We start from the raw sequence: 13783 nt of genomic DNA, 5'->3' as shown, positions 1-13783 counted from the left end.
GGCTAATACTTTGTGATAAATCAGACCTCATTAACCACTAGCTTGCTGTTTGCTTTAGGTTCGACAGCCCAAATACTATTGGGCTCTCCCTGTGTACTGCGGAGCTGTGCTTTTGTTGCTGCTAAGTAAAAGATCCCAGCAAACAGTAAAGCCATTAGCTCAATTAATCCTCCACTAAAGTCAGCTGGCGCCCAAGAAGTTAGTCCCGGCACCCATAGGGTTAATAGCGAGCTTATTGGGATTAACAGGCAGCTCAGTGCCAGCAGTTTGAGTAGGTGAATTGCTGCAACGGCAGCCCCTCGTGCAAAGCTATAGATAAGCGCGGCAAAGAAAACCAGGTAATAACAGCTTAAATAGTGTTGGTTAATCTGCTCATTGAACAAATACAACCATTTAGTTGCAAGGATTGCGCTACTCACTCCAAGCATGGAGCCTAAACAGATGCCAATGGTGAGTGATGCCATAAAGCGTACTGAGCGTTTTTGCTGCGGCTGTTTTTGACGTCGCTTTTCAAGCCAAAGTAGGTTGCCACTGTAAAATAAAAATGCCCCTAGCAAACCAAGACTGAAGTAAACCCAACGGGTAAATCCGCCGCCATAATTACCAAAGTGCAGTGCAAAAAAGCTATTAACGATATCGCCATATGGACCGTCTTTTGCTTGATGAACAGTGCTAAATTCAATTTTGTAGGTATAGGGGTTTAGATAAATGTAATCGCTATAGCCACCACGCATCACTCGGTCATTGGCAACCACTTCCACCGCAAGCGAGGGCGTGGTGCTAGATAACTTATCGTATTCCATGCTCTTGATTCGGTAATCACTTGCTAGCTGATTAACCCATTCGATATGCTCATTAATTGAAGGTAACTGAGTGACGGAATACTCTATATCTGACTTTGCTCTTGGCTCAAACATAGCTTGCTCGCCATAAACCTGCTGCAGCCCACCATAAAAAGGGTCATGAAAAGCAAACACCACTACAGTCCAGGCTATGATGAGGTGAAATGGCAAGCTAACCACACCAACGAGGTTGTGGCTATCTAACCAAAAGCGGTTGGCACCTTTATGTTGTCGTAACGCAAATAAGCTTTTGACTAATGTTGGCAGTAATACAATGACCCCAGATACTAAAGCAATAAAGTAAAGCAGCGCCGCTAGGCCTAAAATCAACACGCCAATGTCTTCATGACCAAGCTTGCCGGGGATCGCCGCGGTGCGATGTAGCTGATCGATAAGCTCGCCTAACTCATTGGTAGTACTGAGTTGAGTCGTAATATTGCCGTCATCATCTAATGTTGCATGGCGTAAACTATCATCGAGTCTAAAGCCGCGTCCGCCGCCTTTCTCAAACCATGTGAGTGGCGATAAATCTGCAGTAAAATTGACCTTAAAACCATCGGCGGCCTTGTCGTATTGATTAACGGCTTTGCTAATTAATTGATCGTAATCTTGCTGTGCGATTGGGCTTAGCTGAGTGTGCGGTGGGGTTGCCCATTGTTCAATTTGCGGCTTGAACATGGTGAGTGCACCGGCGAAAAAGGCGATGAATAATAGCAGTCCTGTGGTGATCCCTGTCCAAGTATGAATCGATTGATAAGTTCGCAATACATCTGAGCGAATTTTCATTGTAACCACCACAAAAAAGCAAAAATTGAATAAACCAGTGCATTCGCACCTAATAAGGTTATAAAAGCGCTTTTAGCACTGCGAAATAGAAATACGCCAGCCAAAATTGGCAACCAGATCAAGCTAATCATCCACATATTGAACTGCACCTTGACCGGTGCATCGATACCACCTGGGCCGAACCATGCAAACAGGGCAACGCTTCCGTAAGCAAAACCTAAGCCTAAAAAGAGGGCTATAAAGCTCTTGCGCCACCAATGAGGCTGAATTTTGTGTTGCTGAACACTTGGCATTAGCACTCTTCTCGGCTATCAAATAAGGTGGAAAGCGGCAGAGCGATTAACAAGGTCATGGCTGTAAATAGCCAAGTAAAGATTGCGGCCGTGGGGGTAAGTAGTTGCCACCAACTTAATAGTGCAAATAACAGCAGGCAAGCGCCTAACCAAGCTAACACCTTAGGTTGAGGTTTTCGTAGCAAGCGCTGATGTTTGCTAGTGGCGTAAATCAGTCCACTACCAATGATTGTCAGAATAACCGCGGCTAGTTGAAACCCTTCCATTTGTTTCCTCTCTTGTGATCAATATTTCAGATTTGTGTAAATGGTAATGTAAATGTGAACTGTTCGCAATTGCGAGTCATTATCATTTACTGTAAATTGTTGCCGCAACAAATTGATACTAACTGTAACTAGAGGTAACCCATGGAATTAAGGGTGTATAGAAGAAATCTTGTTGTCACTGCTATTTTATGTAGTCCTATTTTTACGCCAGCTTATGCTGACAATATGGTGCCTGATGCAGGGATTGAAGTGATTACTGTATATGGTGAAAAGGTTGAGCGTAGCCTAAAAGATACCACTTCATCAGTTGCGGTTATTGATAAGGAGACCTTAGATAGTGGTCAATATCAGTCTGTTTCAGCTGCGTTGTCAGAAGTGCCGAACATAGTGGTCACCACTGGTGCGGTTCCTGATGTTCGTGGTGTAACGGGTAATGGTAGCGCGACAGGTTTTAACTCTTTTACTGGTGGTGCTAAAGCTCGTGTTTCGACCTTAGTTGATGGCGTAGCAGAGCCTTTTGTTGCTGACCTTACTGGTGATACAGGTCTTTGGGATATTGAGCAAATTGAAGTATTTCGCGGCCCACAATCAACCATTAATGGTCGCAATAGCATTGGTGGCACGGTATTTATTAAAACCGCCGATCCAACCTTTGACTGGCAGGGAGCGGCGCGCATAGGCTATCGTGACCAAGATAGCTTTGTCGATAGCGCAGTGATGTTGTCGGGCCCGATTCTGGACGACCAATTAGCATTTCGTATCACTGGCCAAAATGTAACGGGTAACACCTACAATAAAGGTGAAGTTTACTCAACCAACCCAAAAACCTTCGACCAAAATGAATTAGATACCAATCGCTGGCGCAGCAAGCTGTTGTGGCAACCAGCAGGGCTTGAAGACTTAAGCATTCAATACAGTTTTGCTTATAACGATGAACGTGGCGACTCTGGGCGTAACTACTTTAAAGGTGACGACCCTTGGGCTTATGAGCCAATTTTTCAACGTTATATTAAAACCAAATCAAGTACTCATTCAGTCAACTTTGATTACCAGCTTAGCGAGGGCCAAGCATTAGATCTGCTGGTCGCTTATATGGATTACGATTGGGGCTTTGACTCTTACGAGCCCATTGCCACAGACGAAGCTACAGTGGCAATGAATGATAAAAGCTACACGGTTGATGGTAAGTACAGCTTTGGTTTAAACGATAGAGATTTCAATGGTTTTGTTGGCCTTGCTTATTACAAGCGGGAACAAGATTTTAGCAGTGTCGGCGGCTTTAGTTATGGTGGTGACGACAGCAGCACTTCATCATCGGTTTATGGTGAGCTGACCTATGCATTGGCTGACAAGTGGTGGTTAACCGCGGGTGGTCGGGTGATGCGCGACGAGCAAACTCGAAACTTTGCCATGCAGTTTCGTGGCAGCGCCGTTGATGAGCTCCTAGATAAAGCCAAAACCGTTGCTTTACCTAAGCTTGTGCTGCAATACGGTTTGAGTGAGAGCACAACGTTAGCCTTAAGTGGTCGCCAAGGCTATAACGCTGGTGGTGGTGCACTAGCGCTGACGCCGGGTGGTGGTGATTACTACTATTACGATGAAGAGTCGGTTGATACCTATGAGCTCAGTTCACGTAGTAGTTTCGATAATAGTAACGTTAGCTTAAATGCTAACTTGTTCTATAACGGCTATGACGGTTACCAAGCTTCAAACAGCCTTCGCCGGATCACTAACATTGATAAAGCCGTCACCTATGGTTTAGAGCTAGAGTTTATTGCGATGTTGGGCAGTGACTGGCAGTTAGTATCTGGTGCGGGTTGGTTAGAGTCTGAGATCAAACAAGCCGATCCAAGCTATGGTGACATTATTGGCAATGAGCTAAATTCAGCGCCCAATTTTACCGCTAACTTAGGACTAAAATATTGGTTTAATGATGAAATAACCTTTGGTGTATCAGGCAATTATGTTGATGAGTATTTTGCGGATATTGCCAATACGCCTGAGCGAGTTGCAGGTGATTACATCGTAAGCCGCTTAAATATTGATTACCAAACAGAACAATGGCGTATAAGTGCCTTTGTAAACAACCTGTTTGATGAAAAAGCACTGACAGTCAACGAGCCGCCGGGGCGTGGTTATGATCATGGTTACGCAGCTGTCGTTGACCCTCGCAATATTGGTGTGTCAGTGATGTATAGCTTTTAATCGCTAATTTATTGTTAAAAAAAGGAAGCCTCGGCTTCCTTTTTTATTGCTGTAAAAGCATAAAATCTACGAGAGGCTTTCGGATGCAGCTAACGATAGCGGTTCTTCGCATGAGGTAATGACCTCATCTTTTGCCGCGAGCCAGGCAAAACCGCCCCAAAATAAACTGCATACCGCGCAAATCATTAAAGGGAGTTGCCAGCTAGCCGTTTGCTCATGAATCTCACCCATTATCATTGGGCCAGTCGCTGCAACCAGATAGCCTATGAACTGCGCCATGCCTGACAATGTTGCAGCCTGATAGGCGCTTGACGTACGTAGACTAATTAAAGCAAGTGCAACAATAAAACCGCCGCCAGCCCCAAAGCCAAACAACATTCCCCAGATCATTGCCTGAGATGGTATCAGCAACAGCCCGATGATGCCGACACACGCCATAAGAGTTAGAGCTAAAGTAAGCAAGCGCTTATCTTTAATTCTTCCCATAAACGGAATAAGCACTAAAGCGGGAACGGCAGTAAATAGCTGTAATACACCATGGATAACGCCTGCCTGATGATGACTATAGCCTTTGTCGACCAAAATCGTTGGCAGCCAGCTAATAAAGATATACATCAGGAACGAATTCAGAGCTAAAAAGAGGGTTATTTGCCATGCGCTGCTGTTTCGCCAAAGGTAACTATGGCTTTCCAGTTTCTGAGTGTCTTTGCTTGGTGATGTATGACGTTTTAACTGTGGTAGCCATACAAGCATCGCAATAATAGGAAATATGACTAGGCTCGCCAGTGCAAGGGCCCAACTAGGGATCACATTAATCGACAAGCGTTCAGCAAATCCTGTTAGTGGAATAGCTAAGCTGGCGCTGATAGCAGAACCTGCCCCCATCATTAACACATATATTGAGGTGATGGTGGTAATTTGGGTTGGGAAGTCGCGCTTAATTAGGCTAGGTAACAGCACATTAGCAAAGGCAATACCGGCACCAATAATAACGGTACCAAGAAACAATGCGCTAGAAGAACCAAATGAACGCACGCACAGTCCACTTGCGACAAATAGTAATGACAGCATTAATGCTTGCTCGAGGCCTAATTTGCCGCCTAACTTTGACGCCACAGGTGAGAAAAAAGCAAAAGCTAATAGTGGTAAAGTGGTTAACATGCCGGCCTGTGTTGCCGAGAGGTGTAGTTCAGCTCTTATGGCATCAAGTAGTGGTCCAACACCGGTAATAGGGCTACGTAAGCTGATAGCGATGAGCAATATGCCGAATAGTAAAAAACCAGTGCTAGCAAAGCGAGCAGGATGCGCTGAAGTCATATTAGGTCTCATGATTATAATAAAGTGCGCTAGCTTACGCTTCTAACTGCTTACTGTATTGAGCTATAGTGACTCTATATTGCTAAAAACGGTCAAGTTTTCATGCTAGATACCTCATCATCCATCAATTTTGACTCCGATGATTATCCGCAAGCTGTGGTTGCTACTCGCTTTGTTGCTGAACAAGAATATGCTGAAACGCCAGTTCATCAGCATCATAAGTGTCAGTTGGTGCTTGCCCTCAATGGTTATGTAAAGTGTAAAATTGCAGATGCAATCTGGATAGTACCGCCTAATTGTGCCGTGTGGATCCCAAGTCAGGTTCCTCACAGTAATCAAGTTTCTAAAAATGCCAATGTGTGCATGTTGTTTGTCGATCCAGCTATTGAGGGGATGCCCGCATCAAGTTGCACCTTATCTGTCACACCACTGCTGAGAGAGTTGATTGCCCATTTAACTGAGGTTGAGCAAAACTACCTCAAACACAGTGCGACCGATAAGTTGGTTGATGTGTTGATTGAGCAATTACGCTCTATGCCAACCGAGCATTTCGATTTTCCTCTTCCTGCAGAACCTAGATTAAAAGCGATAGCGAATCGCTTATTATCAGCGCCAGAAGATAGGCGGACAGTAGGGCAATGGGCAAGTGAGTTTGCCATGAGTGAGCGGACACTATCTCGATTGGTTAAGAATGAAATTGGCCTGACATTTGGCCGCTGGCGAGGACAGTTGCATATCGTCCTTGCGCTGCAAAAGCTTTCCACTGGCGATTCGGTGCAGCGCATTGCCGATGAGCTAGGTTATGAGTCTGTAAGCGCTTTCATTACGTTTTTTAAGAAAACCTTAGGTAAATCACCAAAACAATATATGAAGCTTAAAGAACCATAACTTTAGCCCAATGAGTTATCAGGTTTTACAGCTTGATGGTTTCTTTATAGCTGCCGCAGTGAGGCAGACCGCACATTTCATCGTAGGCCGTTTGATACTCAAGCTCTGCGGTTTGATACTGATGATTTCTAAGTAACTGATTAGCTTGAGCGAGTGACGATACACATTGAATACTCGACTCTTCATTGAGTTCGATAAAGTTGTTATTGCCATCTACACTGCCAACTAAATAGTGAGTGGCATCTGCTACACCAATGATTTTAGGTTGGGCGTTTAAAGATGCTAAAGATTGCGTAACCTGAGGACTATTCATACTTTGCTCCTTGTCGTTTTTGTGCACTACGCCTCTGATTATTAAATGGTTCAATAATTCAGCAGATTGTTTTCTCTAGTGAAGATTAATAAAGTTTAAAAGTCAGTGTTTGAAGAACTAGGTATACTCAGCATCATGGCAGGTTAGCCATTGATTTGTTGGAGAATATAAATGCAGTTTAAGACGGTTATGGTTCCAGTAGCTTTAGCGATTGGCTTAAGTGGTTGTGGTTATTTTGGTGGCGATGAAAAGCAGCAATTAGAGCAAGCTTGGTTAGCAAAAGATGAGCAGCTGCAGCAGGTTATTGAACAGATCCGTAGCCAAGGCATTGAAGCCGTAGCTAAAGGTGCTGATGCTGGCAGTGTTGCAGCTTGTGTAGCGGGAAAACTTGAGATGGATCCGCTAGGTGAGCTAGTAAACGTTGAAGGCGCTTTAGTTGAGTCGGCAAAGGTCGCTGAGTTAATGAGTGAGCTTGAAGGGCTTATGGAGCAAGATTTTAGCTTAGAGAATATGTCGAGCTTAATGCAAAAAGGCGCAGATGCCGCTGCGTACGCCAAGCAGATTATTGCCGATCAAGGCATTGAAAAAGGCCTTGAACACTTGCAAAAAATGGCCACGGCTAGCGAAGAGTTTGCTAGCCAAGATCTAGGCGCACATTTCCAGCAGCTATTAAGCGAGTGTCAGACAAAGTAAGCGTTTGCAATCACCATGCAGACCCATTTATGTTGTTGACCAGCGGCGTAAAAGGTTTGCATGGGTTTTAGTGATTAAATCGAATTCTTGATTTTTTCCATGTTGCTGCATAATGGATTTTCTGGCGCAATCAAGATCATACAGCATCTCTCTTTGCTCACAGCCTGAAACAAAGCTTTCAATCCAAGTCAAGGCAACAAGGCGCTGACCCTGTGATACAGGGTTTACTCTGTGTAATGTGGTGCTTGGATAAATTATCGCATCGCCAGCATTGAGCTTGTACGGCAACTCAACTACCCCAAGACTCATAACTAGCTCACCGCCTTCATAATCTTCAGGTTCACTAAGAAAAATAGTGCAAGATATATCGGTTCTGACCATCTGCTCACCGTGCATTAAGGCATCATCAATATGATTGCCATAACCACCATTATCAGTTGATTGGCTGACAATAAATGGCATCATTTTTTTTGCATAGGTTAGCGCACTAAATTGTGGATGCTGGGTGAGGTGTTGCAATAAATTCAGCTGTAATTCCTCGTTCACTTCGGCTGCCGCTTGCCATTGCAGGTTGTTTTTTACTCCCTGGGCATGCCAGCCAGCGGTCTGCTTACCACAATAAAACTCGCCTAGAGCGATAGTCTGTTTCAAGCGATTGATTTGTTCTGCACTCAATACATTATTAATTATTTGGATCATAAGTTTTACCCAATAAAGCCCATCAAATGATGGGCTTGTTATCGTCAGTACAAATTACTGTTAGAAGGTGTAATTGACGCTAAGGTTTAATGCACGCGGTGTATTAGGCTGCACGGTAACCCAGTTAGCACCTGCTTCAACTCGGTTTTTGTCCAGTGCATTGTTAAGCACCATAGCAAAGCGCCATTGGTCTAGCTTGTAGTAAGCGCCGACATCAAACTCAACATAACTCGGTAAATTGAACTCACGTTCGTTACCATCAGTTTTGTCTGACTCGTAACGAATACCTAAGCTAAACGACAGCATGTCGTTTACGTTAAAGTTGTTCCACAGTGCTGCAGCATGTTTTGGGGTGTTGTTAACTTGTACGTCTTTAAACTCACCAATAGTATTGTGCGCGTCTGTGTAAGCGTAACTTAAGGTGACGTCGTAATGGTCGTTAAGGTAATAAGTTGAATCTATTTCGACACCTTGCGACTCGAAGCTTTTACCAGTGTTTTGCAGTAGTTGCCACTGGTCGTCAACTCTAACGAACTCGGTACTATTCTCTCTTTCTAGACTGAATAAGGTTAGCGCAGCGGTAAAGTCACCGTTGAGTAAATCTGCTTTGGCACCCACTTCATAGTTAAAGCCTTCAACCTGTAAATACTCAGTGCCATCAACACCATATTGGCTAATATAACGAGCACTGACAGGCTCGTAAGCACGGCTCATAGTGGCAAATAAGTTGATATCTTTAGTGATGGCTTGGACAACACCAAGATCCCAAATCATATCGTCATACTTCTTGTTATAGGTTTCGCCACTACGCTGCTCAGTTTGTTCTTGCGCTATATAGCCAAGACCGGCGACAAAGGTAGTACTGCTGGTGAGCTTTATGCGATCTTTAAAGTAGATATTGGTATCAGTTTGATTTTTATCTCTGGCATTGACCTCAAATAGACTTGCTGGGATCTCGCCGACTAACTGGTTTTCAGGGTTAGCAACTGAAATGATATTTTTACCTAGTGCGTCATCATTCTTTTGGAAGTTACGCACAAAGTTAACTTTCATATCACGGTAGTTGTAACCAAGCAGCACGTGGTGCTCCATACCGAGTAGCTGTGAGCGACCTTGTAAACTGATATCAAACAAGTGATAGCTATCATTACCAGCGCTGTAAACCCACTTACGGTCGATAAACTCATCACCAATTTCATTGTCTAGGCCTGAACTGTCTGAAATATACAGATCAAGCGCGTTAGATTTGGTTTTGTTGTAACGATATTGGCCAGCTAGTGCCCATTCAGAATTAAAGGCATGGTCGACTTTGAGGCTAAAGCTCTGTGAGTTGTTGTCACCGTTATCTTTTTCACTACCATAGTATTGGCCGCGGTTCATCGGCTCACCATATTCACTTAGATCACCGCTAAAATAGTTACTGGTAAACACACCGTCAGCGTAGCCACTGCCACCGGTTAGTTGGCGATCGGCATATTCAAATCGCGGCGTAATGCGGGTGTTTTCGCTAGCAACCCAAGTAAAGGCGAGATCCGCTAAGGTCTCTGTTTGCTCACGGCGCTCTTGGAAGTGATCACCTGATGGGGTGTATTTGGCGAGTAAGCGATACAAGTAATCGCTGTTGTCGGCAATTGAACCTGTAGTATCTAAATTAAAGCTGGTGTCGTTACGTTCAAAATAACCCGTGTCGTCAGATAAATAGCTTTTGTTTCTAACGCCAATGGTAGTTTCATTAAACTCCTGCGGCTTTTTGGTAATGATATTGATGATACCGCCACCCACGCCAGCGCCGTACAGTAAGGCTTCTGGGCCGCGCAAGAAGGTGACACTCTCGGCATTAAATGTGGTTGGTAAGCGCGAGCCTGTACCGCCTTCACCACCTTGTAAAGAGCGCATACCATCGACCATAACCGTATCGATTTTAGTGCTTACACCGCGAGCGTTATAGGTGCGATCGGCGGGGCCATTACCTCTAAAACCCGCGACATAATTGAATGCCTGTTTAACATCTTCAATAGCGCGCAGTTCAAGATCTTTAGCATCGAGAATGGTCACCGAGCGACCAACATCTTTTAGATCAACATCCATCTTAGTAACGGTTTGATCTTGGCGATTCATTTTGTTGGCGCGCTGACCATGAACCTTAATTCGCTCGATATTGCCATTAGCTGAGGCTTTTTCGGCAGCAGATGCTTGCTCTGCGGCGAAAGCGGGGGCGGAGATCAGCATTGATGAAACTAACGCACTATGCAGCAAATGTTGTTTGTTGGCTTTGGGTCGGGGCATGGTTTTTAAACTCTTTAATTATGAAATATTTGTTAACCTTTTGTTGGGGTGCGAATGATAATTATTAGCAATAAGTGCGTCAATCAAATAACCTTGCTTTACACATTGTTTACATCTAGGGTGGTAAGGCTATGTATTTAATAAATTTATGTTTTACTTTGAGCTGTAAAATAGTGGTTCACACTGTAACTTTGCCAAGTGATATGAAATGTTTTATGCGGGTTTATAGAAAGAAGAGAAGGCGGGCTGAATGTCCCACCTTCATTTGTTTAGTTTTTACTTCTTGCGACCTAGTACTTTTACGCCAGCTTTTGAACCGTCAGAGTTACCAAATACTTCAAGCTTTTTAACGCAGCGTGGGTAAGCGAATTTACGCCAGTCGGTGTATTTGTTTTTCTTTAGGTCACGGTAGAAGTGGATAGTCTTAGTTTGACCATTGTTGAAGGTCACTTTGATTTTTTCTAAATTTAGATCACGCTCGGCTTTTACGCGGATAGCATCTGTTTTACGGCAAATAAGTAATGGGATTTTTGCGCCGTGATCGCCGCTGCCTAATAAGATAGTGCGACCTAAAGTAATTTGCTCATCAGCCATAGCTGTATTGCTGATAGTTAGCATACTTAAAGCCATCATAAGGCTAGCGATAAAGGTTTTCATATTCATATATTGATAAGTGATTTTAAAGGGCGGCTAAATTAGTGCTTTGTTTGCTTTAGCGCTAGCTTATCTTGAATGAATTTTGATCTTGCTAGCAGTTTTTGGCGTTTGATACTGATCTTTCAGTTTGGATTGTGAGTGAACAGTGCTTTGTGTAAACAGGGCTCAAGATGGTCTTGTTGCTACTTCTTATATTTAATGCGATTTAACTGTGAATTGGCATTGCTAATGCTGTTGCTTATTTTTGTTTGGCCAGTTAAATCAACTGATTTTTGTCATAAAATTGAATTTATTCAACGTGACTTAGGTCATGTTTTGCGTCAACATATGATCATTAAAGCAGTGAACGTTAAATTAGTATCAAGCTCTATTGCAGCCATCGTGGACCAAGATAGTAGCTCCTTGTGAGGAATCAAATAATGAGATCGGCAAATCCAAAAATTGTGATTGTTGGTGGTGGTGCTGGTGGTTTGGAATTGGCGACCCAATTGGGTCATAAACTGGGGAAAAAGAACCTAGCCCAGATTATTTTAGTCGACAGAAATCGAACTCATATTTGGAAGCCTTTATTGCATGAGGTCGCCACAGGTTCACTTGATTCTGCGCTAGATGGCGTGGTTTATTCAGCTCATGCAGCCAAACATGGTTATCAATTTCAGCTTGGTACCTTTTGCGGCTTAGATGAGACTACTCAGTCAATTTCGGTCGCGCCGATAGTTGATGAAGCGGGTAAGGTCATGTTACCTGAGCGCCAAATTCAGTATGACAAATTAGTGATTGCTATCGGTAGTGTCAGTAATGACTTTAATACTCCGGGGGTTAAAGAGAACAGCTTCTTCTTAGACTCACACCAGCAAGCTAACCGTTTTCATAATGCACTTTTAGATAGTTTTACTCGTGTACACCAATCAGAAAGTATCAATGAGCTTAATATTGCCATTGTGGGCGGTGGTGCAACCGGTGTTGAATTGTCGGCTGAGCTCTATCATGTAACTGACATGCTTAAAGTTTACGGCTTAAGTAAGATGACCGCCGATAAGCTTAATATTCACTTGATTGAAGCGGGTGAGCGTATTTTACCGGCATTACCTGAGCGAATAGCCACTTCAGCTAGAGTTGAACTGAGCAAGCTTGGCGTGAATGTGATGGAAAATACCCGCATTAGCGAGGCGACAGCCGCAGGCTTTGTGACTTCTGAGGGGAAGCTGATTGAAGCCAATATTATGCTTTGGGCTGCAGGGGTAAAAGCACCTGACTTTATTAAAGATATCGGATTATTTGAGTTAAACCGTGCCAACCAAATCATGGTTAAACCAAACCTGTTAAGTACGGTTAGCGACGATATTTATGTCATCGGTGATTGCTGCGCTTGCCAACAAGCTGATGGTAGCTTTGTGCCGCCGCGTGCGCAGTCTGCACACCAAATGGCCGAGTGTGTTGAAAAAAATATTCTCAATGAGCTTAAAGCTGAGCCGTTAATCGACTATGTGTATGTTGATCATGGTTCATTAGTAAACTTATCACGTTACAGCACTGTGGGTAGCTTGATGGGGAACTTAACTAAAAGCAGTATGTTTGTTGAGGGCAAGATTGCACGTTTGGTGTATATCTCGCTATATCGTATGCATCAGCAAGCGATTCACGGTACCTTTAAGACTATTGCGCTGTGGTGCGCTGAAAAGGTAATGCGCGTGGTGCGCCCACGAATGAAATTACATTAATGTGTAATAAGTTAAAGTAATAAAAAGGGAAGTTAGTTTAACTTCCCTTTTTATTTACTGTTTTAGCTCGATTTTTACCAAGCTAAGTTTGCAGGGCTTTAGTTGCTCGATGCTGAGCCGTCTTCGTCGGTATCAAATGTCGCTTCAATTTGCTGCAACTCTTGCTCTTGTCTAAGTTTAAGCTTTTCTTCTGCTGATAATTTTACTTCATTGAGCAGTGCAGCTTGTCTTTGCTTAAGCTCGTATCTCTCTGGTTTAGTCAGAAACTTATAGGCTTTTGCATTGGAAAGTGCGTAAGCAACAACATCTTCGCCCTTGGTTCTGCGTTCATCTACCCGTTGTGCAAAGCGTTCGTTATCTCGAGCCTTGCGTTGTTCTGCGTTTAATTTTTTCATATCTTTTATCCTCATAAGTTTATTTCGGTAGGATTTGACTACCTTCAGTCAAACAAATGAGATCTATTACACATTCATAAAGCTGATGGGGGATTTTAGCATAATACGTGCTGTGAACCCCACGTATTATGCTTTAGTTAGGTTTTTGGCTTACAGTAATAAATGGCTAAGTTTTGGTGTTTTTGATTTAGTCATTTATTTAGTCACTTGATTTCATTGCTTTTGACTTGTAACTTATTATATTGAGTATCGTCAGTGAGCTGTCCCTCATAAGCGATACTGATATAACTCAAATTTGACGTTTTCATCTAGCACGCCCGCAACCTCTTTAGTGAGTCTATAACCCCATGAAAAAAATACTGATTATAGCCAGTTTTACGGCAGCTTTGCTGTTGTCTGCTTGCAGTGATACCTCCCACTCC

General features: G+C 43.4%; 13 protein-coding genes. 4 read left to right on the top strand and 9 right to left on the bottom strand.

What is annotated here, in order from left to right; all coding sequences use genetic code 11:
• Positions 1-20: 20 nt before the first annotated feature.
• From L2748_RS06580 to L2748_RS06570, 3 genes are read right to left on the bottom strand one after another with little or no spacing between them, the layout of a single operon-like run.
• Positions 21-1628 carry a PepSY-associated TM helix domain-containing protein gene (locus L2748_RS06580; protein ID WP_220780273.1) on the bottom strand — a complete coding sequence of 536 codons (1608 nt, stop codon included), beginning with the start codon at positions 1626-1628 and terminating at the stop codon, positions 21-23.
• The gene (locus L2748_RS06575; protein ID WP_220780272.1) at positions 1625-1921 is read right to left on the bottom strand and encodes a hypothetical protein; all 297 of its coding nucleotides are present in this window, start codon (positions 1919-1921) and stop codon (positions 1625-1627) included. Before L2748_RS06575 ends, L2748_RS06580 begins: the two co-directional genes overlap by 4 nt.
• The gene (locus L2748_RS06570; RefSeq protein ID WP_220780271.1) at positions 1921-2187 is read right to left on the bottom strand and encodes a hypothetical protein; all 267 of its coding nucleotides are present in this window, start codon (positions 2185-2187) and stop codon (positions 1921-1923) included. The genes L2748_RS06575 and L2748_RS06570 overlap by 1 nt, the downstream gene beginning before the upstream one ends.
• Positions 2188-2328: 141 nt before the next feature.
• On the opposite strand from L2748_RS06570, the gene L2748_RS06565 reads away from it, so the two are divergent.
• Entirely contained in the window at positions 2329-4392 is a 2064-nt protein-coding gene (locus L2748_RS06565; RefSeq protein ID WP_220780270.1) for a TonB-dependent receptor, read from the top strand.
• Between the two features lie 66 nt (positions 4393-4458).
• Here the strand turns inward: L2748_RS06565 and L2748_RS06560 are convergent, their stop codons facing one another.
• The gene (locus L2748_RS06560) at positions 4459-5709 is read right to left on the bottom strand and encodes an MFS transporter (protein ID WP_220780269.1); all 1251 of its coding nucleotides are present in this window, start codon (positions 5707-5709) and stop codon (positions 4459-4461) included.
• 102 nt (positions 5710-5811) lie between these two features.
• On the opposite strand from L2748_RS06560, the gene L2748_RS06555 reads away from it, so the two are divergent.
• Entirely contained in the window at positions 5812-6597 is a 786-nt protein-coding gene (locus L2748_RS06555; RefSeq protein ID WP_220780268.1) for an AraC family transcriptional regulator, read from the top strand.
• A 25-nt stretch (positions 6598-6622) separates the two neighbouring features.
• Here L2748_RS06555 and L2748_RS06550 read toward each other — a convergent pair whose 3' ends face one another.
• A complete protein-coding gene (locus L2748_RS06550; RefSeq protein WP_220780267.1) occupies positions 6623-6910 on the bottom strand; it encodes a DUF6482 family protein in 288 nt (95 codons plus the stop codon).
• A gap of 171 nt (positions 6911-7081) precedes the next feature.
• Here L2748_RS06550 and L2748_RS06545 point away from each other — a divergent pair, with 171 nt between their 5' ends.
• Entirely contained in the window at positions 7082-7603 is a 522-nt protein-coding gene (locus L2748_RS06545; RefSeq protein ID WP_220780266.1) for a hypothetical protein, read from the top strand.
• A 27-nt stretch (positions 7604-7630) separates the two neighbouring features.
• Here the strand turns inward: L2748_RS06545 and L2748_RS06540 are convergent, their stop codons facing one another.
• The 3 genes from L2748_RS06540 to L2748_RS06530 form a co-directional block, all read right to left on the bottom strand.
• Entirely contained in the window at positions 7631-8302 is a 672-nt protein-coding gene (locus tag L2748_RS06540) for a Fe2+-dependent dioxygenase (protein WP_220780265.1), read from the bottom strand.
• Positions 8303-8362: 60 nt separating this feature from the next.
• Complete coding sequence (locus L2748_RS06535; RefSeq protein ID WP_220780264.1) at positions 8363-10588, bottom strand: TonB-dependent siderophore receptor; 2226 nt, start codon at positions 10586-10588, stop codon at positions 8363-8365.
• A 276-nt stretch (positions 10589-10864) separates the two neighbouring features.
• Positions 10865-11218: a DUF2541 family protein gene (locus tag L2748_RS06530; protein WP_444544723.1), complete on the bottom strand. Its 354-nt coding sequence runs from the start codon at positions 11216-11218 to the stop codon at positions 10865-10867.
• Positions 11219-11664: 446 nt separating this feature from the next.
• Between L2748_RS06530 and L2748_RS06525 the strand changes: the two genes are divergently transcribed.
• Positions 11665-12966, top strand: a complete 1302-nt coding sequence (locus L2748_RS06525) for an NAD(P)/FAD-dependent oxidoreductase (protein WP_220780262.1) — start codon at positions 11665-11667, stop codon at positions 12964-12966.
• Positions 12967-13064: 98 nt separating this feature from the next.
• Here L2748_RS06525 and L2748_RS06520 read toward each other — a convergent pair whose 3' ends face one another.
• Entirely contained in the window at positions 13065-13361 is a 297-nt protein-coding gene (locus tag L2748_RS06520) for a DNA polymerase III subunit epsilon (RefSeq protein WP_220780261.1), read from the bottom strand.
• Between the last annotated feature and the right edge of the window lie 422 nt (positions 13362-13783).

Origin of the sequence: Shewanella sairae (assembly GCF_023283535.1) — a bacterium.
Classification (GTDB): Bacteria; Pseudomonadota; Gammaproteobacteria; order Enterobacterales; family Shewanellaceae; genus Shewanella; species Shewanella sairae.
The sequence above is the reverse complement of the archived record's forward strand: the minus strand, read 5'-3'. Positions and strand labels throughout refer to the sequence as shown.